Origin of the sequence: Polaromonas sp. UBA4122, assembly GCA_002381615.1 — a bacterium.
Taxonomy (GTDB): Bacteria; Pseudomonadota; Gammaproteobacteria; order Burkholderiales; family Burkholderiaceae_C; genus Polaromonas.
Genome location: DFWY01000046.1, coordinates 1 through 23,630, shown reverse-complemented (window position 1 = coordinate 23,630; position 23,630 = coordinate 1). Strand labels below are relative to the sequence as shown.

Below are 23,630 nucleotides of genomic sequence, written 5' to 3'. Positions count from 1 at the left end.
AGGTGCTGCGCTTTATGCATGATCTCTGTGTGCCTTTCAGCAACAACTTGGCTGAGCGCGCTATTCGGATGCCAAAGGGCAAGCAAAAAATCTCCGGCTGCTTTCGTACCCCTGGTCGGCGCTGAAAACTTCTGCGTGATCCGCTCTTACCTTGATACCGCTCGCAAACAAGGCTTCGGCATGGTCCACGCCTTGCGCGCCGCCTTCTCGGGGCAGGCCTCGGCGGTTTAAGGCTGAATAGTCACCCGTTGACTTCAATGGCCGTGAGCTGGCGGCTGGCATATTGCAGTTCCCGGCGGTGCGGAAGGCCTTCCGGAAAAAAGTTGTTGCGCCAAGGCGCGTAGGTCCAGCCGGCCACGCCGACAGGGATCTGCAGGCTGGCGTCTCGTTCAGCCGGATGAAGCCGCTGGGCCCGATGCGCAAAATGCGTTCGCTTGCTGACCAGGCTGGCCATGACGGCTCCGATCGAGGTTCGTTCCTCACAGTTAGATGGCGTAGACATTCGCTGCAAGAAACAACGAGGTCTGTAGGCCGGGGCCGTAGCAGTGCAGACATTCAGCATCGGTACTCGGCGGCGCGGTTTTTAAGGTGGGCGTAAAGTAGTATCTATCACAGCACATCGCTGGCTTTCGATTTCGGAGTATCTCAATGAACGTCCCCCTGCACCGCGAAATTCCCGCTGACATCCTCAACGCCGCCCAGGCCCTGTCTCAGGTCACGGCCCAGTGGGACGGCGACATCGTCCAGCAGCTCACCGACTACATCGCCATTCCCGCCAAATCTCCCACGTTCGACAGCGACTGGGTGCAGCATGGCTATATCGACACAGTCGTGCGCAACGCGGCGGCCTGGGTGGAAGCGCAAAAAGTCGAAGGGCTCATGCTGGAAATCGTGCGGCTGGAAGGGCGCACACCGGTGCTGTTTTTTGAAATTCCTGCGACCCGCGCTGATTCGACGCAAACCGTGCTGATGTATGGCCACCTCGACAAGCAGCCCGAGTTCACCGGCTGGCGCCATGATCTGGGCCCCTGGACGCCGAAATACGAGGACGGCAAGCTCTATGGCCGAGGCGGTGCCGATGACGGCTACGCGGTCTACGCCAGCATTGCCGCCGTGCAGGCACTCAAAAGCCAGAACGTGCCACACCCGCGCATCGTGGGCTTGATCGAAACCTGCGAAGAAAGCGGCTCCTACGACCTGTTGCCCTACGTCAACGCACTCAGAACCCGGCTGGGCGAGGTTGCGCTGGTGGTGTGTCTGGACTCTGGCGCGGGCAATTACGAGCAGCTGTGGCTGACCACCAGCCTGCGCGGCAATGCGACGGGCGTGCTCAAGGTTGAAGTGCTGACCGAAGGCGTTCATTCGGGCGACGCCAGCGGCCTGGTGCCGTCGAGCTTTCGCATCCTGCGGCAGGTGCTGGACCGGCTGGAGGACAGCCAGACCGGGCGCCTGCTGCCGCAGAGCTTTCACTGCGAGGTCCCGGCGGACCGGCTGGCGCAGGCGCAGGCCACGGCCAAAATTCTGGGTGACGAGGTGTACAAGCGCTTTCCGTGGGCGCATTACGACTGTGAAGGCTCGACCAGCTTTGCGCTGCCGACCACCACCGATCCGGTGGAGGCGCTGCTCAACCGCACCTGGCGGCCGACGCTGAGCGTGACCGGCGCCGAGGGTTTTCCGGCGCTCAAGGACGCGGGCAATGTGCTGCGCCCCTACACCGCCTTCAAGCTCTCGCTGCGCTTGCCACCGCTGATTGACGCCAGCACGGCGGTGCGGGAGCTCAAGACCTTGCTGGAAGACCACGCGCCTTACCAGGCCAAAGTCACTTTTGAAAGCAACGGCGGCGCGAGCGGCTGGAACGCGCCGAGCACCACGCCATGGTTTGAAAATGCACTCAACGACGCGTCGCAGAGCTTTTTCGGCGCGCCCTGCGGCACCATGGGCCAGGGCGGAACGATTCCCCTCATGAGCATGCTGAGCCAGGGCTTTCCCAAGGCGCAGATGATGGTCTGCGGCGTGCTGGGTCCCAAGAGCAATGCGCACGGGCCCAACGAGTTTTTACACGTACCTTATGCCAAGAAGCTGACCGCTGCGGTGGCGCAGGTGATCGCCCGCGTGCCCGGCTGAACACGGGGACCTCCTCTCGCCTTTTTCCCCTTCAACTGCGGTTTTTTTAAGGTCAGGCTCCCGCTGCATGCGTTCCACGGTTTTGCTGCCTTTCACCGCCCGCGATGGTGAAAACCTCGCCCTGCATGAATGGTCCATGGACGCCTGGACCGAGGAAATGGGCCAGGATGCCCTGCCGCCACGCGCGGTGGTGCTGATCGTTCACGGCCTGGGCGAGCACGCCGGACGCTACGGGCATGTCGCTAGCCAGTTGCTCGACTGGGGGTTTGCGGTGCGCGCCTATGACCAGCGGGGCCATGGTGAATCAGGCGGCGCGCGCGGGGTCTTGCCCAGCGACACGGCGCTGCTCGACGATTTGGCGGAGGTGGTGGATGAAACGCGGCTGCGCTGCCTGCGCCTGCCGCAGGCCGGCAATGCTTCAGACGCTTCAGCGCAGCCCCTCCCCTTGATCCTGCTCGGGCATAGCCTGGGTGGCTTGGTGGTGGGCCGGTTTGTCGCGCTGAAGATGCGATCGGTAGAAGGGCTGGTGATGTCATCCCCCGCGCTGGATGCGGGACTCACTATTTTTCAGAAGCTCCTGCTGGCCGTCTTGCTCCGGCTTGCGCCCGATCTGTGCGTCAGCAATGGGCTGGACACCCGCTACATTTCCCACGACGAGCAGGTCGTCAAAAAATATCTCGCTGACCGTTTGGTACACCATAAAATTTCTGCGCGGCTGGGCCAGTTCATTGCAACGGCCGGGCCGGCCGCGGTGGCGGCCGCGGCCCACTGGAGTACACCCACCCTGTTGATGTACGCCGGTGCCGACCGACTCGTCAACCCTGCGGGCAGCCGCGCCTTTGCGCAAACTGCCGCCAACTCGCCCGCCGTTAAACCGGCTACGGTGACCGCGAAATGTTTTGACGGGCTTTATCACGAGATTTTCAATGAGGTGGATGCAGTGCCGGTGTTTGACACGCTGAAAGCCTGGCTAGACGTAAAATTTTAATGAAAAGTGGCTGTAGCCCAATAACATAGGGCGTAAATAGCTATAAAAACAATAGCAAAAAGACGGCCGCTTGGCCGCTTCCACGCCCGAAGTACAACAAGGCTCAGCCGGGCTGGCGCCTGCGCTGGCCCAGCGCCAGCCACACCAGCGCCAGTCCGATCAGCCCCAGCAGCAGCAGGGAGCCCAAATTCAGCAGCGCCCAGCCCTGGGTGGTGACCAGCACGCCGGAGGCCAGCGACGACATCGCCAGCACCGCAAACACGCAGAAATTGAGCGCCCCCTGGGCCTTGTCTTTTTCTTCGGGCCGGTAGGCTGTCAGTGCCAGGGTGGTCGCGCCGGTAAAGAGGAAATTCCAGCCCAACCCCAGTAAAAAGAGCGCCGCCAGAAATTGTGTGAAATCGACCCCCGACAGCGCAATCAGCACGCAAACGACATTGAGCGCCAGCCCCACCGCCATGATGGGCAGGGTGCCGAATCGCCTGATCAGGTGGCCGGTAAAAAAGCCCGGCGCAAACATGCCGATCACATGCCACTCCAGCACCAGCGCCACGTCTGAAAATGGCAGGCCGCAGGTTTGCATGGCAATCGGCGTCGCCGCCATCAGCAGATTCATCACGCCATAGCCCAATGCACCGGCAGCGGCCGCGACGATGAAGACGGGCTGGCGCATGATTTCTCCCAGTGGCCGGCCCCCGCTGGCCGTTTGTTGGGCGGGCCGTGCTGGAAACTGGATGAAAGCCAGCAGCAGCATGGCCAGCAGCGCCACGCCGGCCAGCGCCAGATAGGCGCCGGCAAACGGCACGTCGGTCAGGCCCCGCGTCTGGGCCGCCAGATTGGGCCCGGCCACGGCGCCAATCAAGCCGCCCGCCATCACCAGTGAAATCGCCTTCTCGCGAAAGGAGGGTAGCGCCAACTCTGCCGCCGCAAAGCGGTACAGTTGCGCATTGGCGTTGTAGTAGCCCGCTACGACCGTGGCAGCGACCAGCAGCCAGAAGTTTTTGCTGTAGGCCGCATAGCAGCATAGCAGTGCCGATGCCATCGCCACCGCCAACCCGAGCTGGAACGATGTTTTACGGCCAAAGCGGCTTTGCGTGCGAGCCACCAGACCGGTCGACAGGGCCCCGCCGACCACATAGCCCATGACCGGCAAGGTGGCCATCCAGCCCAGCGGCGCCAGGTTCAGGCCGACCAGGCCGTTGATGGCGATGAAGGTGACGTTGTTGGTGAGGAACAGGCCCTGGCAGATGGCCAGCAGCCAGAGATTGCGGTTCATGGGGGCTAGGCCAGCGTCAGCAGCGCCAGGCAAGCCAGCGGCGCGGTTTCGGCCCGCAGCACGCGTGGACCCAGCGTCACAGGGGCAAAACCGCAGGCGATGGCGGCGGCTTCTTCCGCGGCGCTCAGCCCGCCTTCCGGGCCGCTCAGAAAGGTCAAGGCGCCGGTGCCAGCGACGGCTTGGGCCAGCGGACGCGTGCCGTCTTGCAGTGACAGCAGCAGCCTGGTGTCCTCAGGCAACTCTGCCGGGGCGCGCTTCAGCCAGTCGGCCAGGCTGGCGACTTCGTGAATCAGCGGCAGGCGGTTGCGGCCGCATTGCTCGCACGCCGCCGTGGCCACGCCGCGCCAGTGCGCCAGTTTCTTGTCGGCGCGCTCGCCGCTCAGGCGCAGCACGCTGCGCTCGCTCAGCAGCGGCTGGATGCTGGTCGCGCCCAGCTCGGTGGCTTTTTCGATCAGCCAGTCCATGCGCTCGTTGGCGGGCATGCCCACTGCCAGATGAATGGCGCGGCCCGCTTCGCGCGCGGTGGCGGTGTAGGCCCCAATGGTGACCTGGACATCGCTGCGGCCCATGCGCTCCACGGTGGCTTCAAACTCGCCTTCGCTGCCGGGCTGGCCGTCACCCTGGCCATTGAACAGCGTGATGCGCCCGCCCGGCTGCAGGCGCAACACCTGAACATGGCGAGCGGTCTGCTCGGGCAGGCTGACGGAGCTGCCGGGAACGAATGCCATGTCGGCGTAGAAACGGGCGCTCATGCTGTGGGGCCAGTTGGGGATGGCAACGAGGTTGCTATAAAAATCATAGCTATTTGTTCTCGTCCTGATTGGGCTAGAGGTATATTTTTCATTAAAAAGTGTAGCCCACGCGGGTTTCATTGCCTTCAATCTGGTCGAGCAGAACCATCAGCGGCCCGAGTTGGCGGTAGCGGGCGGCGGTGTTGCGTGCGTACTTGATGAAGCGCGGCGTGTCGGCCAGGTATTTGGGCTTGCCGTCGCGCCGCGTGAGGCGCGCAAAAATGCCGAGCACCTTGAGGTGGCGCTGCAGGCCCATCCATTCCACGGCCCGGTAAAACTCGCCGAAATCATCGCCGACCGGCAGCCCGGCCTTGCGCGCCTTTTGCCAGTAGCGCACGGTGATGTCGAGCACGAAGTCCTCTTCCCAGGTCAAAAACGCGTCGCGCATCAAGCTGGCAATGTCATAGGTGATGGGGCCGTACACCGCATCCTGAAAGTCCAGGATACCCAAGCCTGGCTCGCCACCATCAGGTTTCGCCGCCGGGCCGCCCCAAGGCGAAACAGCCCCCTCGGGGGGCAGCGCAGTACGCGAAGCGACAAGCGTGGGGGCCATCAGGTTTCGGGGCATGAAGTCGCGGTGAACATACACCCGTGCGCCGCCCAGCGACTGCAGATTGCTGGCCTTGATTTGCGCGAACAGGCCATCGAGCTTGTCCTGCAGCCCGGTGTCCAGGGCGAAGCCGCGGTGTTGGGCCACATACCACTCGGGGAAAAGCGCCAGCTCGCGCGACAGCAGCGCCTCGTCATAGGGCGGCAACACGCCGGGTTGGGAGGCGAGTTGCCAGCGCACGAGGGTGTCCACGGCGTCCATGTACAGGTCAAAGTGCGCGGAGGTAGGCTGGGCGATGGCATCGACCGCGGCAGGCGGCTCAATCAGGTCGAGCATGGTTTGGGCGCCAAGGTCGCTCAGCAGCATGAAGCCCAGTGGCTCGTCCCAGGCCAGCACCCGCGGCGCGTTCAAACCGGCATCCAGCAGCAGTCCCGCCACCTTGATGAAAGGCTTGCAGTCTTCCTGCGCCGGCGGCGCGTCCATGATGATGTAGCTGCCCCTTCCCGTTGCATCGCCTACAGCGTCCACCCTGAAATAACGGCGAAAGCTGGCATCGGCGGAAGCGGGTCGCACCGTATCGGCCCGCAGCTGGTGCTGCGGGGCGATGGTGGCCAGCCAGCGGCCAAAGGCATAGGCGCGCGCCGGGTCGGCCCAGGCAATAGGGGACGTGTTCATGATTTTTCAGCTTCAGCGACGATTGCAGCCTTGCGCTGGCCTGGCAGGGTGGGGGCGGAGTGGAGGGTCATGGATAATCAGCCTTGATTTTACAAACGGGTTTATCTCACACAAACGATGCGCCGCGCATCCTGCTCGCCTTTTATTCTTTCCCTGCCAGGCAGCGCTGCCTCCCGGATGGTGTTTTGCGCCATGCTGGGGCTGGCGCACGCCGGGCCGGTGTTCGCCCAGGTGCTGGCTCCGCCAACGGGCGCTGCACCCCTGCCGGGAGCGCCCGCGTCGGCACCCACACCGGCTGAGATGGCCGGGGCGGAAAGCAATGCAACGCTCAAAAGCTCTCCCATGCTGGCCGAGCAAGTCTCCAACGCGCCGGAAGACAAGGGGCCTATCTTTGTGTTTGGCGACCGGATCTCGGGACGCCCCGAACTGGAGACGGTGATTGACGGCCACGCGGAATTGCGCCGCGGCGCGACGTCGCTGCGCGCGGACCGTATCGAGTATTACCAGCCCGAGGATCAGGTCAAAAGCCGCGGCAATGTGCGCATCAATCGTGCCGGCAACCGGTTTGAAGGCCCCGAGCTGGAGATCAAGCTGGACCGGTTTGAAGGTTTTTTCACCGCACCCAGTTACCGCTTTCTTAACAATGGTGGCAACGGCCAGGCTGCGCGTGTCGATTTTCTCGACGATAAGCACCTGACAGCCCACAGCGTAAGCTACACCACCTGTGAGCGCGATAACGAAGCCAGCTGGCAACCGGCTTGGGTGTTGCGTGCAAAAAAGATCGAGTTTGATCTGGACAAGGACGTCGGCGTGGCCACCGGCGCGGTGGTGCGGTTCAAGGACGTGCCGATTCTGGCTTTTCCTGTGGTGAGCTTCCCGCTGAGTGACAAGCGCAAGTCGGGTCTCCTGCCGCCGACGCTCGGCCTGGGCTCGGTGAATGGCTTTGAACTCCGTCAGCCTTACTACTTCGACATTGCGCCCAACCGGGACGCCACGTTTTCGCCGGACATCATGAGCAAGCGCGGCATTGATTTCGCCGGGGAGTTCCGCTACCTTGAGCCGGGCTACCAAGGGACGTTGCGCGCCAACGTGTTGCCCGGAGATAAATTGCGCGACCGCGACCGCTGGTCTTACGCTTACCAGCATAGCGGGGTGATCAATAGCGGGCTGTCGTCTGTTGGCAACCTGGGCATCGCCCTCAATTTGAACCGTGTCAGCGACAACGACTATTGGCGTGATTTTCCTGCCGCAAGCAGCTCGGTCACCCAGCGACTGCTGCCCCAGGATGCCACCTTGTCGTGGGGCCGGGGTTTCTTTTCCTCGACGGTACGCACCCTCAAGTGGCAAACCCTGCAGGATGTGAGCTCTCCGATCGTCCCGCCCTATGACCGCCTGCCGCAGTTCACCGCCGCTTACACCCGCGTGGATGCACCGCTGGTGGGCCTGGGTAGCGGATTCGACTGGTCAATGCAAGGCGACTACACCCGTTTTTCTGCCGACAGCAGCCTGACGAATCAACCCAACAGCAACCGCGCCTTTACCCGGCTGCAGGTCAGCCATCCCTGGCTGTCGCCGGCCGGTTACATCACCCCCAAACTGCAGTTGCACGCCACCGGTTACCAGTTTGATACGCCGCTGTTGAATGGCGCGACATCGGCATCACGCGTTGTTCCCACCTTCAGCCTGGACAGCGGCCTGCAGTTTGAGCGCAATGCCAGTTTCCTGGGCCGCAGCGTGATCCAGACGCTGGAGCCGCGGGCTTTTTATGTGCGCACGCCTTACCGCGACCAGAGCGCGCTGCCCAACTACGACTCGGGTGCCAACGACTTTAACTTTGCGACGGTGTTCACAGAAAACGCCTTTGTGGGCAATGACCGTATTTCGGACGAGAATCTGCTCACGCTGGGCCTGACCTCGCGTTTGCTGGACCCCGCCACTGGTGCCGAAGCTTTGCGCTTTGGTGTGGCGCAGCGCCTGCGCTTTGACGACCAGAAGGTGACGCTGCCCGGCGTATTGCCAGTCACGGACCGCATCAGCGACCTGCTGGTTGGCGCGTCGGTCAACTGGGTGCCGCAATGGTCCTTTGACAGCATGGTGCAATACAACCCCAAAACCAGGCAGTCTGATCGTTCCTCTTTCGGCGTACGCTACAACCCCGGCAACTACCACGTCATCAGTGCCGCGTTTCGGCTGCAGCGCGATATTAGCGAACAGATTGACGTGGGTTGGCAGTGGCCCATCAATGATCTGTGGGGCGACAAGGGACTCGACCTGGGCGCTGGTCAGGGTCAAGGCGGCGGCCGCTATTACAGCGTGGGCCGCCTGAACTACAGCATGTTGGACAAAAAGCTGGTGGATTCGATCATCGGCGTTGAATATGATGGCTGCTGCTGGATTGGCCGCGTCGTGCTGCAGCGCTCACAAAGCAGCATCACCACATCGAACACCCGAATTTTGTTCCAGCTTGAACTCGTCGGCTTCTCCCGCCTGGGCGTCAGCCCCCTGGAAACCCTCAAGTCGAGTATTCCGCATTATCAATCCCTGCGTGAGAAAATCAGCAGCCCCAGCCGCTTTACCACTTATGACTAACTATCGTTTTTTTACTAGACACTTTCTGGCTTGGCCACTTGCCGCTGCGCTGCTGCTTCTGCTCGCGCTGCCGATGGCGGGTGCGCAGGCCCAAAGCCTCAGGCCTGCCAGCCCGCTGCGGCTGTCAGATCCCGCCGCCAGCGCAGGAACTGCGGGCCGGGGAACTACTGCGGTGCAGCGGAAGGCTGATTTCATCGTCGCGGTGGTGAATTCGGAGCCGATTACCAACAGCGAAGTGCGCACCAAGCTGATTCGCACCGAGCAGCAGCTACTTCAGCAGGGCGCCGCGCTGCCGCCGCGTAGCGAGTTGGTTCCGCAACTGCTGGAGCGCATGATCAGTGACAAGGCGCAGCTGCAGATGGCGCGTGCGTCTGGAGTGCGCGTCGACGACAACGCCGTCGAAGCTGCGGTCCAGGGGGTCGCCCGCCAGAATCAGATCACGGTGGACGAGTTGCGCCGCCGCCTGAAGGCAGACGGCATTGACTACAACCAGTTTCGTTCGGAACTGCGTGACGAGCTTCTGGTCAGCCGCCTGCGCCAGCGCGATGTCGAGTCGCGGGTGACGGTGACCGAGCAGGACATTGACCAGTTTTTGCGGGACCAGGAAGGCAGCACCGAGCCGTCCTCGCTGGCTCTCAATCTGGCCGAAATTCTGGTGGCGGTGCCTGAAAAGGCCACGCCTGAACAAGTCGCAGCGCTGCAGGCCAAAGCCCAGCAGGTGTTGGACCGTGCCCGCTCCGGTGCCGACTTTGCTGCGCTGGCCAATGAGTTTTCCGCCTCTCCCACCCGCAGCAATGGCGGTCAAATGGGCTTGCGCACTGCGGACCGTTATCCACCCCTGTTTGTCGAAGCGACTCAGTCCCTGCGCGCAGGCGGGCTGGCTGGTCCGGTGCGCAGCGGTGCCGGTTTTCACATTCTCAAGGTGGTCGAAAAAAGGCAGGCCGGCATGCCTGACGCGGTCATCACGCAAACCCATGCCCGCCACATCCTGTTGCGGCTGACGCCCCAGTTGAACGAAGCCGCTGCGGTCGAGAAACTGGCCGGGTTCAAGAAGCGCATCCTGGCAGGCCAGGCAGATTTTGCCGCGCTCGCGCGCGAAAGCAGCGACGATGCTTCGGCCAAAGAAGGCGGCGATCTGGGCTGGGCCAACCCCGGCATGTTTGTGCCCGAGTTCGAAAGGGTCATGAATGGCTTGGCCGCCCATCAGATATCCGACCCGCTGGTGTCGCGTTTTGGCGTGCACCTGGTGCAGGTGCTGGAGCGGCGCGAGACGCAGCTCTCCCCGCGTGAGCAGCGCGAGATAGCGCGCAATCTGCTGCGCGAGAAAAAGCAGAATGAAGCGTACGCACTGTGGGCGCAGGAAATTCGCGGCCGTGCGTACGTGGAATTTCGCGAACCTCCTCAGTAATGTTGACCCCCACGCTTGTCGCTTCGCGTACTGCGCTGCCCCCCGAGGGGGCTGAACTTGCTTGGGGCGGCCCGGCGCTACGTTCGTTGGCCCCCACGCTTGTCGCTTCGCGCACTGCGCTGCCCCCCGAGGGGGTTGAACTTGCTTGGGGTGGCCCGGCGCTGCGCACTTGCGGTATCACGCCGCTTCCGATGCGGGTGCTTCAGGCCGGCCGCTCATGAAACACATCCCGCGCAAGCGCTTTGGCCAGCATTTCCTGACGGACCGGAACATCATCGAAGGCATTGTGCAGGCGATCGCGCCCAAGGCAGGCCAGGCCATGGTGGAGATCGGGCCCGGTTTGGCGGCCCTGACCCAGCCTCTGGTCGAGCGGCTGGGGCATCTGACGGTGATTGAACTGGACCGCGATCTGGCGCGGCAATTGCGGCAGTATCCCCAGCTCACAGTGGTCGAGTCCGACGTGCTCAAAGTTGATTTCGTGCAGGTGGCAAAAGAAAGTTGTGCGGAGACTCAAAAGCTTAGAGTCGTTGGCAACCTGCCCTACAATATTTCCACCCCCATTTTGTTTCACCTGCTTGATGCGGTGGACGTGATTGAAGACCAGCATTTCATGCTGCAAAAAGAGGTGATTGACCGCATGGTGGCCAGCCCTTCGACCAGCGACTACGGACGCTTGAGCGTGATGCTGCAATGGCGCTACGCCATGGAAAACGTCCTGTTTGTCCCGCCGCAAAGCTTTGACCCCCCGCCGCGGGTGAACAGTGCGGTGGTGCGCATGGTGCCGTACGCCGATCCGGTGGCGCTTGATGTCAAGCTGCTGAGCGAACTGGTGCGGGTGGCCTTCAGCCAGCGCCGCAAGCTGCTGCGCCATACGCTGGGCCAATGGCTCACGTCGCGTGCTTTTACGGGCACGTTTGACGTGCAGCGCCGCGCCGAAGAAGTACCTGTGGCCGAGTATCTGGCGCTGGCGCAGCAGGTGGCGGCTGGCCCCATGCCGGCTTAGTCGTTCGGTGCGCTATAGAAAATATAGCTGCTCGCGCCCGTCGAATAAGGGCTATGGCCCGATATAAGCACAAAAAAGCCCGCTGGTTGCGGGCTTTTTTATTGGCAGCGTGAAACGTCAGTCTCAGGCTGCTGCGAGCCAGTACGCCGCATTGAAGGGGCTGCTCATGCGCAGCGCCATCGGCGATATGTCTATCAGCTTGTCAGTAGGCATGGGCTCATCGCCTTCTGAAACTACTTGCAGGGCCTCATTCGCCCGATCCCCTTGGCCAATGTCTGGGGAGCGGGCTACAGAAAAGAATAGAAGCATCTGAACGGGATCTTGCGATCCGCCCAGTAGTCCGCGGCATCCCTGAAGATGTCGAGCAATTGCTCTCTAGCCTCTTTGTCGAACTTGGCGTGGGCTGGAATCTGCTCTAGCACGACGATGAAGCCGGGCTGTGGGCCTGATTTATGAACCAGGTCCGTCATGCAGTCATACAGGGCATCAAAGTTCTTGCCGAAATGTGCCGGAAAGGTGTACTGCGCCGCAATCATGTCCAGTACGTCCTGTTTGCTCTGGGCATTGCCCAGGTTGGCATACAGGAAGTGCTGGTTCAACTGCGTGGCGGCGTCCTGCAAATCCTGCACGCGGAAGGCGCGGATGGACTGCACGATATTAGGACGCACGCCGCGCAGGGGCGTTTCGTCATGTTTGCGAAGGGACGTCTCGACATGCTTGCGCAATGGCGTTTCGTGGTCCTTACGAAGTGGTGTATCCATCTCCGCTTCTCTTTCTGTTAAGTCAAAATTCAAAATAACAAGCACAGTTCAATTTATTGAACGATTCTGCGAAAACTCGCATAGTGATCGTCGGTGTAATAACAGGCATCGGGTGCAGCAGGTTTCAAACCACCACAAACGATGCGTCGGGCTCCCCGCGTCCGCTCCCCAGGCGTTCTGACGGTGTATTCACGGTAGTAGCTACGATCTCTGGCGGGAAGAATTCGTTCCCGGTTGCCAAACACCGCGTTGTCCTTGTCATGCCTGAACGGCCCGCCCTGGTAAATCAGCGCCAACATGCTGCGCCCTTGTGGGGGCAATTGGGTGACTGCAATCGTGTCAGCCGGGACCAGAAACAATGGCCCTTTGGCTTGTGCCACGCTGGGGAATAAACCCAATGAGCCGCCCAAGCTGGCCAAAAAAACCAGCAGCACAGCCGTGCGCCACCGTCCCCACCCATTGCGCAACATGAAAAATGCCTTTCTTGAAGCCAAGGCTAACCTGCCGATTTTTCGGGTTAACCCTTAAATTTCAAGAGAGGTAGTTTGCCGCATGTGGGCGAAAAACGCAAGTACCTGCTGAAAATTAAGGCACCCACCGTAGAGTGGATAAAGTCCTGGTAAGTTGGTGCCAGCTATCTAATTCAGCCTTATCGAGCGGCGTTTGCGTCTGCGACCGTCAGCGCTGTCATGTTCACAATACGGCGCACGGTAGACGTGGCCGTCAGAATATGCATGGATTTGTTGGCACCCAGCAGAACGGGGCCAATGGCAATATTGCCGCCCGCCGCGGTCTTGAGCAGGTTGTAAGCAATATTGGCCGCATCAATGTTGGGCAACACCAGCAAGTTGGCTTCGCCAGTCAGCGTGCTGTTGGGCATGAGGTCGGCGCGGGCCTCGGCGTCCAGCGCCATGTCGCCGTGCATTTCCCCGTCGACTTCCAGCCATGGGGCTTTTTCCCGCAGCAACTCCAGCGTGCGGCGCATCTTCAGGGCGCTGGGCAGGTTGGACGAACCGAAGTTGGAGTGCGACAGCAAGGCCGCCTTGGGCTTGATGCCGAAACGCATCATTTCTTCGGCGGCCATGGTCGTGATTTCGGCCAGTTGCTCTGCCGTCGGGTCGTAATTGACATGGGTATCAAGCAGGAACACCTGACGGCCCGGCAACAGCAGGCCGTTCATGCAGGCATAGGTGTTGACGCCTTCGCGCTTGCCAATCACCTGGTCCAGGTAGTCAAGGTGGTGAGCGGTCGTGCCCCAGGTGCCGCAAATCAGGCCGTCCACATCGCCTTTGTGCAGCAGCATGCCGCCAATCAGCGTGAGGCGGCGGCGCATTTCAATCTTGGCCATTTGCACGGTCACGCCGCGCCGTTCCATCATGCGGTGGTAGGTCTGCCAGAAGTCGCGGTAGCGGTGATCCTCCTCGACATTCACCACGTCGTAGTCGAGCTCTTCCCGCAGGCGCAGGCCAAACTTTTCAATGCGCTGGGCAATGATGGCGGGGCGGCCAATCAGGGTCGGCCGCGCCAGGCCCTCGTCCACCACGATCTGGCAGGCACGCAGCACGCGCTCTTCTTCGCCCTCGGCATAGGCCACGCGTTTGCGGGCCGCCGCTTTGGCCGCCGCAAAAATCGGCTTCATGAGCGTGCCTGAGGCATAGACAAAATTTTGCAGCTTCTCGCTGTAGGCATCCATGTCCTGGATGGGTCGCAGGGCCACGCCACTGTCGGCCGCTGCTTTGGCAACCGCGGGTGCAATCTTCATCATGAGGCGTGGATCGAACGGCTTGGGGATCAGGTATTCGGGCCCGAACGCCAGCTTTTCGCCCGCATAGGCGGCTGCCACCACTTCGCTCTGCTCGGCCTGGGCCAGCTCGGCAATCGCGTGTACCGCTGCAATTTCCATCTCAATGGTGATGGTGGATGCACCGGCATCCAGCGCACCGCGGAAGATATAGGGGAAGCACAGAACGTTGTTGACCTGGTTCGGGTAGTCCGCGCGACCGGTCGCCATGATGGCGTCATTGCGCACCGCTCTCACCTCTTCAGGCGTGATTTCCGGAGTCGGGTTGGCCAGCGCAAAAATAATGGGATGGGCCGCCATTTTGCGGACCATGTCTTGCTTGAGCACGCCGCCTGCCGAAAGACCCAGGAAGATATCTGCGCCGTCGATGATTTCGCCCAGCGTGCGCGCCGACGTTTTTTGCGCAAACTGGATCTTGTCCTCGTCCATCAGTTCGGTGCGGCCTTCGTAGACCACGCCGGCCAGATCGGTCACGTAAATGTTTTCGCGCGGGATGCCGAGCTTGACCAGCAGCTTCAGGCAGGCCAGTGCTGCCGCGCCCGCACCGGAGGTGACGAGCTTGACTTTCTTCGGATCCTTGCCGACCACCTTCAGCGCATTCAGGATCGCCGCGCCTACCGTGATGGCCGTGCCATGCTGGTCATCGTGGAACACCGGAATTTTCATCCTCTTGCGGAGCTCGCGCTCCACATAAAAGCAGTCGGGTGCCTTGATGTCTTCCAGGTTGATGGCACCGAAGGTCGGCTCCAGCGAGGCAATGATGTCGACCAGCCGGGCCGGGTCCTTCTCGTCGATCTCGATGTCGAACACATCAACGCCGGCGAACTTCTTGAACAGCACGCCCTTTCCTTCCATCACCGGCTTGGAGGCCAGTGGGCCGATGTCGCCCAGCCCCAGCACCGCAGTGCCATTGGTGACCACCGCCACCAGATTGCCGCGGCTGGTGTACTTGAATGCTGCGTTCGGGTCCTTGACAATTTCCTCGCAGGGTGCCGCCACACCAGGTGTGTAGGCCAAAGACAGGTCACGCTGGTTGGTCAGTTGCTTGGTCGCCGCGATAGCCACTTTGCCGGGCGTCGGAAATTCATGGTACTCGAGCGCGGCGCGGCGCAGTTCGGCGCGCTTTTCTTCACGGTTGTCGGGTGTAGCGGCGGACGGTGTTGGCATTAATAGGGTCTCCGGCGGGAACGGTCGGTGCGACCGTCGATTTTTTTGGAAGGTTTTCGATTGTAGGCCGTTGGAGGGGGAAACCCTGGTAGGTGAATCTACGCTGAACAGGTGTTGTACTTTTAACTTTTTCGAGGGGAACGCATAAGCGCCCCCAAGTCCTTCAACAAGCGGCTGTTGGGCTTAACAAGCTCTCGATCGGGAGCTGAACGTGCATGTTGGCAACAAAGCGGCGCGCCCGGGCATGCTGGTGAGTGCCTACAGCGTTACCCGCCTGGACTGCGCCATGCGCTGGGACGTCTGCGCGCCGGCCAGCACAAAGCCGCGTTGCAGACCGGCGGCGTCCAGCCATTGCCAAAGGCCGGATTCCTGCGCCGTCCACTGTCCGTCCGTCCCCCGGGCTTGGGTGGTGCAACGACCAGCGGCAGTGCGGGCGTTTTCACGGAAATCGGCATCAGCGGAAAAACCAGGTCGGTAGGTAGGCCCGTCAAGTTGGCGGCCAGTGCCTTGGCCGCTGCCATGATGGGCATGACATAGGGCAGGGTTGAGCCATGCGCCGACAGCGGCGAGACCGCGCTGGCGTACTGGGCACTGTCGCCCAGTGCATACACGCTCGCTACGCTGGTCTCCAGGTGCCTGTTCACCACAATGGCGCGATCCACCGCGAGGCCCGCCGCCGTATCGGCTTTTAATCCTATGGCGCTCAAGACGCAGCTGGCGGCAATAACTTCGCCATTGGCCAGCGAAATTTCCAGCGAGTCCACACCGGCCAGACCGGCGCCAATGATGAGAATCGGGTTCATGGTGTCAAGCTCGGTTCAGAGGAGTCAGTTGAGGACAGAGCAACCTGTCTCGCTTCGCGCAGCTGCGTTGGTCTGTCTCGCAAAGGCTCAGGTTTTTCAGATTTCAACCATTTCAAAGTCAGTCTTGGCGACGCCGCAGTCCGGGCAGGCCCAACTCTCGGGCACATCGGCCCAGCGCGTGCCGGCGGCAAGGCCATCTTCGGGCCGGCCAGCCGCTTCGTCGTACACAAAGCCGCAAACGATACAGAGATAGGTTTTCATGGGGTTTCCTGATATTTTAAGTAAAAAGTGCCTGTAGCCCAATAAACGAGGGCATTGGTAGCTATCAATAAAGTAGCGATCCGGCCGCATGGCTGGTCGCGGTTTCAAGCGGTTTCAGGCTGCCTGGGCGATCACCTTGGCCAGTTGAGCCTTGTAGTGTTTGGCATGACGCTCTTCCACTTTGGCCAGCGCCGCAAAACGCTTTTGCGCTTTTTCAAGGGTTGCCTTGACCTGCGCTGCGGTTGCCACCGCAGCTTGGAATTTTGCCGCGTGCACTTTGGACTCTTCGATCTGCTCGTTCATCTCGGCCACGGCCGCTGCATGGCCCTCGGCTTCGGCGGTGGCGCGAAAGCCGGGGTACATCTCAGTGTACTCGTAGGTTTCACCGTCAATCGCAATTTGCAGCGCCTTGGCGGGCGTCATCGTGGCCTTGGGGTACAGCAGGTCCAAGTGGCCAAAGGCGTGCATGACTTCCTGGTCGGCGGTTTCTTCAAACGTGCGCGCGGTGTCTTCGTCACCGGCTTCGCGGGCCAGCTTGGCAAAGTAGCGGTACTTGATGTGCGCCATGGATTCGCCGGCAAAGGCGGCTTCCAGGTTGGCCATGGTCTTGATTTCGGGGCGTTGCGTGCTCATCGTGAACTCCAGTTGATAGTGTGAATTAATCGAAAGACAGGTGATGGTAGTCAATATAAATTAATAAAACCAATTGAAATTAACTAATCAATTGATAGTAGCTATCGACAGATTTTGTAGAAACGGCTCGATTGGCGCAACTTGCGCCAATAAGGAGCTCATCCATGACCAATAGTCCCAAGCAATTTTTCTTCCGTCAAACTCCACGCCAGCCTGGTGCAGCAAGCCCGCGAGGCACCCCAACCCCTGCGCCGCTCAGTCGCCGGCCAGATTGAATACTGGGCCACCCTCGGCCGGGTCGTCGAGCATTCCGGCCTAACAGCGCAGGAGGCGCAGACGGCGATTGAGGGGGTATGAGGCGGCGGCGAGAGAAGCGCAGAAAACTCGCAACGTCGCTGACCTGACCAGTCGGCTGTTAGCCGCTGAAGCCAGCGGTTCGCTGGCGCAACGCGTGCGCGAAGTGGTGGAAGAAAACCGAAAGCTTGCCAAGTGACGCAGCCGCCGGTTTTTCACCTGCTGGCTGGCCCCAACGGCGCGGGCAAATCCACGCTGTACCGCGCGTTAGTGAGCGACGAAATCATCGGCGCCGTTTGATGCTCGTGAACGCCGACTTGTATGAGCGCGACCACCTGCAGCACATCACCAACCCAGCAGCGCTCAAGGGCAGCCCGAGACTGGGCAGATGCACAGCGAACAGCCAAGCTTACTCGTGGCGAGTGCTTCATCAGCCCGATTGAGTCCCAACTATTGAAGGTAAATGCTGTCAAGACCCTGAGCAACGATTGGCGTGCAACGGGTCGAACAGGGCGCGGCGCTGGTGGATCAGGCGGGTGTCACTATGACCGACGTGGTGAACGCCATTCAGCGCGTGACAGGTCTGTGGGATACAACGCCCGCGGCAGTGAGAGAACTGTGCTCTTGACCCAAGACGTGGCCACCCGAAGATGGTGCGGCTCGGTAGTTGACAAAGATCAATGCCTGAGGTTGGGGGGCGGTATAGACTGTCCATGCGTGCCTGACGCTACCCCCCTCATCATGCACGGCGCTCAACCGTGGTGCTTCAGCGGGCGTCTGTCGAACCGTGCAGGGTTGTTGGTGCAGGTGGTCTTCTATCAGGCGATGCCATGCAAACGATTCGGCAGCGTTTCGTGTTCCCTGGTTTCTAAACAGCAGGAGTCCGTAACATGTCTAAGAAATTAAACCAGTGCTGTCTTTCGCCGATACAGATTCGCACGAAGCTCTCAGTTCGTGGTGCGTTGGTTGCCATTGCAATACCGTTCACGTTCGGCATGACGCTCGCGCACGGCGCTGAACGCAGCGGAGAAAGCATAGTCGACGAAGTTTGTGCCAATTGTCACAAGAATGGCAAAAACGGTGCTCCGGTCATTGGGGACAAGAAGGAATGGGCCAAGCGAAAAGCACAGGGTCTGACCAACCTGACGCAACACGCACTGGAGGGTATCCGCAACATGCCTTCACACGGTGGGAATGCGGGCTTGAGCGCCAGGGATCTGGAGCGCGCGATCACGTACATGGTCAATCAGTCCGGCGGCAGCTGGATCGAACCCGCCAATCCGGCGGCCCCCAGGGAGGAACGTACGGGTGAGCAATTGGTAAAAGCAAAATGTGGTGAATGTCACCTGACCGGAAAAGATGGGGCTCCGAAGATTGGTGATCAGAATGCCTGGGTCGGCCGAGTCAGTAAAGGTCTTAATACGGTAATCGCGTCAGGAATTCATGGGCGCGGTGCCATGCCAGCGCGTGGAGGGATGGCAGACATTAGTGATTCAGAAATGCGGGCTGCAGTGATCTACATGTTCACTGAAAGCATTGGACCGAAGAAGAAATAAGCACCTGAAGAATCAACCGTGTATTTCAGAGCATCCGGTGCCGGCGCCCAATCATCCGACACCTGTAGCGTTGGTCATGAATGACTTGCAGCGCTTTGTAAATCCGAAAGTCAAGAACGGTAAGTGCTGGGCTTACGATATCTCGCATGGAGATACCTTCCCCGGCGGTCAAATTGCAGTACCCGTTGGGGGCAAGGTAGTCAACATCAACCTCCAAAACACCTACACGTTTAACTGGTCGAAGTTCGGAAACTTTTGGTTTTTGGAGGTTGAGGGCGCACGTAGCCAACCCTTCCATTGAGGGGGCGTGCCCCGGCAAGCCGGGTACTACGAACGTTGAACGTCTGCAAATCGCCTTTAGCCGCCTCATCCCCGCATTATTGCCTCAATCTCGTCCGCATCGACCGGCACGTCGCGCGTCATCAGCTCGCAGCCTTGGGCGGTGACCAGTGCATCGTCTTCAATGCGGATGCCGATATTCCAGAACTCTTTTGGTACGTTTTTGGCGGGGCGCACATAAATGCCGGGCTCCACGGTCAGCACCATGCCGGGCTGGAGGATGCGTGAGGGCTTGCGCATCACGCTCTCGCCCAGCGCGTCTTTTTCTTCGCGCGGCTTGCTGCCGGGCTCGGTGTAGTCGCCGCAGTCGTGCACGTCCATGCCCATCCAGTGGCCGGTGCGGTGCATGTAGAACTGTCGGTAAGCGCCTGATTCAAGCACGTCATCGACCTTGCCATGTTTGGCCTTGGCCAGCAGGCCGGTGTCCAGCATGCCTTCAATCAGCACGCGCGTGGCGGCGTCGTGCGGGTCGCTAAATCGCTTGCCGGGGCGCGTGACCTTGACGGCGGCATCCTGCGCCGCCAGCACGACCTCATAAAGCGTGCGCTGGGCCGGTGTGAACTTGCCGTCGGCCGGAAAGGTGCGCGTGATGTCGCTGGCGTAGCCGTCGAGTTCGCAGCCCGCGTCAATCAGGCAGAGCTGGCCGGCTTTGAGTTCGGTGTCGTCTGCGCGGTAGTGCAGGATGCAGGCGTTGGCACCGGCGGCCACGATACTGCCGTAGGCTGGGAACTGCGAGCCATGGCGGCGGAATTCGTGCAACAGTTCGGCTTCGAGGTGGTACTCGCGCAGCCCGCCTTTGATGCCATCGCGCAGCAGCGCGGCCGAGGTCTGCATGGCCCGCACATGCCCACCGGCAGAAATCTTTCCGGCGCGCCGCAAAATCGAAATCTCGTGGCTGTCTTTTACCAGGCGCATTTCGTCGAGCAGCTCGCACAAGTCGTGCTGGCTTTGCGGACATTCAGCGCCAAAGCGAACCCGGGCGCGCACCTTGTTCAGCCAGCCGTCCACCTGGGTTTCAAGGCCTTTGTGCGTCGCAAATGGAAACCACACGGCGTTCTGATTCGTCAGCAGTTCCGGCATTTTTTCGTCCAGCGCATCCACACTGAAAGCTTGGTCTACGCCCAGTTGCGCAGGCGCGGCTTTGGGGCCTAAACGCAGGCCATCCCAGATTTCACGCTCCAGGTCTTTGGGCCGACAAAACAGCGTGCTCTTGACGTTCCTGCCGCTGGCTTCAATCACCAGCCAACTGCCCGCCTCACTGAAGCCGGTTAGGTAATAAAAGTAGCTGTCGTGCCGGTAGGGAAAGTCGCTGTCGCGGTTGCGCTGCACTTCGGGGGCGGTGGGCAGCACGGCGATGCCGCCGCCGGCCGCCTTGAGGGCGCGGGCAATGGCGGCGCGGCGTTTGGCGTAAATTACCGGGGTGCTCTGTGTGGTGCTCATGGTGTTGGTTCTTGGTTTAGTTCATCCAGGCGGGCGGGTGTGCCCACATCGGTCCAGGCACCTTCATACAGTTCGGCGCTGACGCATTGATTGTCCATCGCCGCCCGCAACAGCGGTGCCAGCGGGGTCTTGAGGCCTTGCGGATTGCCAAAAGGCAGCGCGCTGAAAAAGGCCCGCCGGTACAGGCCTATGGTGCTGTAGGTGAAGCGCGGGCCGGCGGCGGCAACTGGCAGATTCAGTGCCAAGCCGTCAGGACTCAGTCCAAAATCGCCGCGGGGGTTGTGGCCGGGGTTGGGTACCAGCCAGAGGTGGGCGAGCTTGTTACTGGCCACAAAGCGGCTGACGGCGTCTTGAGAAAACTCGAAATCGGGCACAAACACATCGCTGGCCAGCACCCAGAAGACCTCGTCCAGCAGCGGCAACGCGCGGGCAATGCCGCCTGCCGTTTCCAGCGCACCGCCAAAATCCGTACCTTCGTGGGAGTATGAAATTGATAGCTGCTCACTCCCGTCCTGCCTAGGCTGGAGGTCAAAATGGCTTGAAATCTGCTCACCCAGCCAGGCCGTGTTGATCACCAGCGCGTTGAACCCGCCGCGCGCCAGCGCCAGCGCGTGCCAGTCAATCAGGGGCTTGCCGCGCACGCGCAGCAAGGGCTTGGGCGTGCTGTCGGTCAACGGCCGCATGCGCTCGCCGCGCCCGGCGGCCAGAAGCATCACTTTGATGTTCGTGCTCGTGTTCATGACCAGTGGTGGAGGTTGGCGCTAAGGTGCAGTCTTTGCATGAACCGGACTTTAGAGCATTTGCAACCTCCAAGGCCTGGAAGCCCGTCCAAGGCCCGCGTAGAACCCGCGCAAATCGGCGCCAGCTTGTCGCCCGTTAAAATACTCAATAACCCTGATCCCAGAACCTCCCGGAGCTTTGCCTGATGGCCAATACTGAAATGATGGCGAATGCGATACGCGCACTCGCGATGGACGCTGTACAACAAGCCAACTCGGGACATCCCGGCGCCCCCATGGGCATGGCCGACATGGCCGTTGCCCTCTGGGGCCAGCACCTCAAGCACAGCCCGCAGAATCCCCATTGGTTTGACCGCGACCGCTTCGTGCTGTCCAACGGCCACGCCTCCATGCTGCTTTATGCGGTGCTGCACCTCACCGGCTACAAGCTGCCCATCAGCGAACTCAAAAAATTCCGCCAGCTGCACAGCAAAACCGCAGGCCACCCTGAGGTCGGCGTGACCCCCGGCGTGGAAACCACCACCGGCCCGCTCGGCCAGGGCCTGACCAATGCCGTGGGCATGGCGCTCGCTGAAAAGCTGCTCGCCAGTGAGTTCAACCGCAAGGATGGCGATGTGGACCACACCATCGTCAACCACCACACCTATGTGTTCATGGGCGATGGTTGCCTGATGGAAGGCATTAGCCACGAGGCCGCCGCACTGGCAGGCGCCTGGAAGCTGGGCAAGCTGATCGCGCTGTACGACGACAACGGCATTTCCATTGACGGCCAGGTGGCCCCCTGGTTTATTGACAACACCGCGCAGCGCTTTGCCGCCTACGGTTGGAACGTGATTGGCCCGGTTGACGGCCACAGCGCCGAAGCCGTCTCCACGGCGATTGCCAGCGCGAAAGCCACGTCCGGCAAACCCACGCTGATCGTCTGCAAAACGCAGATCGGCCAAGGTTCGCCGAATCGCGCCAACACGGCCAAGGCCCACGGCGAGCCCCTGGGCGCCGAAGAAATCAAGCTCACGCGTGAAGCTCTCAACTGGCCCCATGCCCCGTTCAAGATTCCCCAAGAGACCTACGACGACTGGGATGCCAAAGCCAAGGGCCTGGCGCTCGAAGCCGACTGGGACGCCAAATTTGCAGCCTACCGGGCCGCTCATCCCGAGCTGGCCGCAGAGTTTGTGCGCCGCATGAAGGGCGAACTGCCCAAGCATTTTTCGCAACTCGCCGTTGACACCGTGATTGGCGCGCACACCAAGGCCGAAACCGTGGCTTCCCGCAAAGCCTCGCAATTGGCGCTGGAAGCCTTCACCGCCGGCCTGCCTGAAATGCTGGGCGGCTCTGCCGACCTGACCGGCTCCAATCTCACCAACACCAAGAGCACACCCAACCTGCGCTTCGACGAGAACGGTGACGTCGTGCAAACCGAAGCTGCTGACGGCAGCAAAACCGGCGGCCGCCACATCAACTACGGCGTGCGCGAGTTCGGCATGGCCGCCATCATGAACGGCATCGCGCTGCATGGCGGTTTCATCCCTTACGGCGGTACCTTCCTGACGTTCAGCGACTACTCGCGCAACGCCATTCGCATGGCCGCGCTGATGAAGCTGCGCGTGGTGCATGTGTTCACGCACGACTCGATTGGCCTGGGCGAAGACGGCCCGACCCACCAGTCGATTGAGCACGCCGCCAGCCTGCGGCTGATTCCCAACCTCGACGTCTGGCGTCCGGGCGACACCGCTGAAACGGCAGTGGCCTGGGCCGTGGCTTTGCAAAACAAACACAAGCCCACGGCCCTGCTGCTGAGCCGTCAGAACCTGCCGTATGCACCGAAGGACGACCTGGGCGACATCAGCAAAGGCGCCTACGTGCTGGCCGAGCCCGCCGAAGTCGGCCTGAACAAAAAGATGCAGGCCGTCATCATTGCCACCGGCTCCGAAGTGCAGCTGGCACTAAAGGCGCAAGAGCTGCTGGCGACCTACAAGATTGCGGTGCGCGTGGTTTCCATGCCCAGCACCACCACGTTTGACAAGCAAAAGCCCGCGTACAAATCCGAAGTCCTGCCCGAAGGTATTCCGCGCATTGCGGTGGAAATGGGCGTGACCGACGGCTGGTGGAAATACGGCTGCGCCGCCGTCGTGGGCATTGACACCTATGGTGAATCGGCACCCGCACCGGTGCTGTTCAAGCACTTCGGCTTCACGCCGGAAAACCTGGCGGATACGGTCAGGAAAGTTTTGACACGCAAGGTTTCAGCGTAGGCTGACAACTGTGCGTAGCACTTGTTATGCCGGAGCTAAAACGTGGCCGACACCGTGCGCAAGGTACTGACGAAAAAATAATGCCGTTCGGGCTGAGCCTGCCGAATGGATGATGGACAAGTTAACTTCCAGGAGCAAAAGCAGATGACTATAAAGATTGGCATTAACGGCTTCGGCCGCAT

General features: G+C 61.0%; 21 protein-coding genes and 3 pseudogenes. 12 read left to right on the top strand and 12 right to left on the bottom strand.

What is annotated here, in order from left to right:
• Positions 1-231: pseudogene (locus B3F77_RS06335) on the top strand (IS66 family transposase); the annotation flags it as partial.
• Between the two features lie 13 nt (positions 232-244).
• On the opposite strand, the pseudogene B3F77_RS20925 reads toward B3F77_RS06335, so the two are convergent.
• A pseudogene (locus B3F77_RS20925) lies at positions 245-376 on the bottom strand (DUF72 domain-containing protein); the annotation flags it as partial.
• Positions 377-648: 272 nt separating this feature from the next.
• On the opposite strand from B3F77_RS20925, the gene B3F77_RS06325 reads away from it, so the two are divergent.
• Together B3F77_RS06325 and B3F77_RS06320 are read left to right on the top strand one after the other, a co-directional pair.
• On the top strand, positions 649-2,124 hold the full coding sequence (locus tag B3F77_RS06325) for a M20 family metallopeptidase (RefSeq protein ID WP_293604142.1): 1,476 nt from the start codon (positions 649-651) through the stop codon (positions 2,122-2,124).
• Between the two features lie 67 nt (positions 2,125-2,191).
• Positions 2,192-3,112: an alpha/beta hydrolase gene (locus B3F77_RS06320; RefSeq protein ID WP_293604141.1), complete on the top strand. Its 921-nt coding sequence runs from the start codon at positions 2,192-2,194 to the stop codon at positions 3,110-3,112.
• Positions 3,113-3,215: 103 nt separating this feature from the next.
• On the opposite strand, the gene B3F77_RS06315 is transcribed toward B3F77_RS06320, so the two are convergent.
• From B3F77_RS06315 to B3F77_RS06305, 3 genes are all read right to left on the bottom strand, one after another.
• Positions 3,216-4,385 carry an MFS transporter gene (locus tag B3F77_RS06315; protein ID WP_293604140.1) on the bottom strand — a complete coding sequence of 390 codons (1,170 nt, stop codon included), beginning with the start codon at positions 4,383-4,385 and terminating at the stop codon, positions 3,216-3,218.
• 5 nt (positions 4,386-4,390) lie between these two features.
• Positions 4,391-5,137, bottom strand: coding sequence for a 16S rRNA (uracil(1498)-N(3))-methyltransferase (locus B3F77_RS06310; protein ID WP_293604139.1), 747 nt, complete (start codon positions 5,135-5,137; stop codon positions 4,391-4,393).
• 91 nt (positions 5,138-5,228) lie between these two features.
• A complete protein-coding gene (locus B3F77_RS06305) occupies positions 5,229-6,401 on the bottom strand; it encodes an aminoglycoside phosphotransferase family protein (protein ID WP_293604138.1) in 1,173 nt (390 codons plus the stop codon).
• 117 nt (positions 6,402-6,518) lie between these two features.
• Between B3F77_RS06305 and B3F77_RS06300 the strand changes: the two genes are divergently transcribed.
• Genes B3F77_RS06300 through rsmA form a run of 4 tightly spaced genes read left to right on the top strand, consistent with a single transcriptional unit; the run spans position 6,519 to position 11,401 of the window.
• Entirely contained in the window at positions 6,519-8,990 is a 2,472-nt protein-coding gene (locus B3F77_RS06300) for an LPS-assembly protein LptD (RefSeq protein WP_293604137.1), read from the top strand.
• Positions 8,983-10,398 carry a peptidylprolyl isomerase gene (locus B3F77_RS06295; RefSeq protein WP_293604136.1) on the top strand — a complete coding sequence of 472 codons (1,416 nt, stop codon included), beginning with the start codon at positions 8,983-8,985 and terminating at the stop codon, positions 10,396-10,398. Before B3F77_RS06300 ends, B3F77_RS06295 begins: the two co-directional genes overlap by 8 nt.
• A 2-nt stretch (positions 10,399-10,400) precedes the next feature.
• Positions 10,401-10,619, top strand: a complete 219-nt coding sequence (locus B3F77_RS06290) for a hypothetical protein (RefSeq protein WP_293604135.1) — start codon at positions 10,401-10,403, stop codon at positions 10,617-10,619.
• Positions 10,616-11,401, top strand: a complete 786-nt coding sequence (rsmA, locus tag B3F77_RS06285) for a 16S rRNA (adenine(1518)-N(6)/adenine(1519)-N(6))-dimethyltransferase RsmA (RefSeq protein WP_293604134.1) — start codon at positions 10,616-10,618, stop codon at positions 11,399-11,401. The genes B3F77_RS06290 and rsmA overlap by 4 nt, the downstream gene beginning before the upstream one ends.
• A gap of 287 nt (positions 11,402-11,688) precedes the next feature.
• Here rsmA and B3F77_RS06280 read toward each other — a convergent pair whose 3' ends face one another.
• From B3F77_RS06280 to B3F77_RS06255, 6 genes are all read right to left on the bottom strand, one after another.
• The gene (locus B3F77_RS06280) at positions 11,689-12,162 is read right to left on the bottom strand and encodes a barstar family protein (protein ID WP_293604133.1); all 474 of its coding nucleotides are present in this window, start codon (positions 12,160-12,162) and stop codon (positions 11,689-11,691) included.
• Between the two features lie 53 nt (positions 12,163-12,215).
• A complete protein-coding gene (locus B3F77_RS06275; protein ID WP_293604132.1) occupies positions 12,216-12,632 on the bottom strand; it encodes a ribonuclease domain-containing protein in 417 nt (138 codons plus the stop codon).
• A gap of 179 nt (positions 12,633-12,811) precedes the next feature.
• Positions 12,812-15,130: an NADP-dependent malic enzyme gene (locus tag B3F77_RS06270; RefSeq protein ID WP_293604131.1), complete on the bottom strand. Its 2,319-nt coding sequence runs from the start codon at positions 15,128-15,130 to the stop codon at positions 12,812-12,814.
• A gap of 266 nt (positions 15,131-15,396) precedes the next feature.
• Positions 15,397-15,933, bottom strand: a complete 537-nt coding sequence (locus B3F77_RS06265; RefSeq protein ID WP_293604130.1) for an FAD-dependent oxidoreductase — start codon at positions 15,931-15,933, stop codon at positions 15,397-15,399.
• 96 nt (positions 15,934-16,029) lie between these two features.
• On the bottom strand, positions 16,030-16,194 hold the full coding sequence (locus B3F77_RS06260; RefSeq protein WP_293604129.1) for a rubredoxin: 165 nt from the start codon (positions 16,192-16,194) through the stop codon (positions 16,030-16,032).
• A gap of 114 nt (positions 16,195-16,308) precedes the next feature.
• Positions 16,309-16,827 carry a rubrerythrin family protein gene (locus B3F77_RS06255; RefSeq protein WP_293604128.1) on the bottom strand — a complete coding sequence of 173 codons (519 nt, stop codon included), beginning with the start codon at positions 16,825-16,827 and terminating at the stop codon, positions 16,309-16,311.
• A 171-nt stretch (positions 16,828-16,998) separates the two neighbouring features.
• Here B3F77_RS06255 and B3F77_RS20920 point away from each other — a divergent pair.
• The 4 genes and pseudogenes from B3F77_RS20920 to B3F77_RS06235 all read left to right on the top strand — a co-directional run bounded on the left by B3F77_RS20920 (position 16,999) and on the right by B3F77_RS06235 (position 18,978).
• Positions 16,999-17,320: pseudogene (locus tag B3F77_RS20920) on the top strand (TA system antitoxin ParD family protein).
• Positions 17,317-17,421, top strand: coding sequence for an AAA family ATPase (locus B3F77_RS06245; RefSeq protein ID WP_293604126.1), 105 nt, complete (start codon positions 17,317-17,319; stop codon positions 17,419-17,421). The pseudogene B3F77_RS20920 and the gene B3F77_RS06245 overlap by 4 nt, the downstream one beginning before the upstream one ends.
• A gap of 590 nt (positions 17,422-18,011) precedes the next feature.
• Complete coding sequence (locus B3F77_RS06240) at positions 18,012-18,677, top strand: c-type cytochrome (RefSeq protein ID WP_293604125.1); 666 nt, start codon at positions 18,012-18,014, stop codon at positions 18,675-18,677.
• Between the two features lie 76 nt (positions 18,678-18,753).
• Positions 18,754-18,978, top strand: coding sequence for a hypothetical protein (locus B3F77_RS06235; protein WP_293604124.1), 225 nt, complete (start codon positions 18,754-18,756; stop codon positions 18,976-18,978).
• A gap of 65 nt (positions 18,979-19,043) precedes the next feature.
• On the opposite strand, the gene B3F77_RS06230 is transcribed toward B3F77_RS06235, so the two are convergent.
• Both B3F77_RS06230 and B3F77_RS06225 read right to left on the bottom strand, forming a co-directional pair.
• Positions 19,044-20,456, bottom strand: a complete 1,413-nt coding sequence (locus B3F77_RS06230; protein ID WP_293604123.1) for an aminopeptidase P N-terminal domain-containing protein — start codon at positions 20,454-20,456, stop codon at positions 19,044-19,046.
• Positions 20,453-21,169, bottom strand: coding sequence for a nucleotidyltransferase family protein (locus B3F77_RS06225; protein ID WP_293604143.1), 717 nt, complete (start codon positions 21,167-21,169; stop codon positions 20,453-20,455). The genes B3F77_RS06230 and B3F77_RS06225 overlap by 4 nt, the downstream gene beginning before the upstream one ends.
• Positions 21,170-21,381: 212 nt before the next feature.
• Here B3F77_RS06225 and tkt point away from each other — a divergent pair, with 212 nt between their 5' ends.
• On the top strand, positions 21,382-23,448 hold the full coding sequence (gene tkt, locus B3F77_RS06220) for a transketolase (RefSeq protein WP_293604122.1): 2,067 nt from the start codon (positions 21,382-21,384) through the stop codon (positions 23,446-23,448).
• The last annotated feature ends 182 nt before the right edge of the window (positions 23,449-23,630 follow it).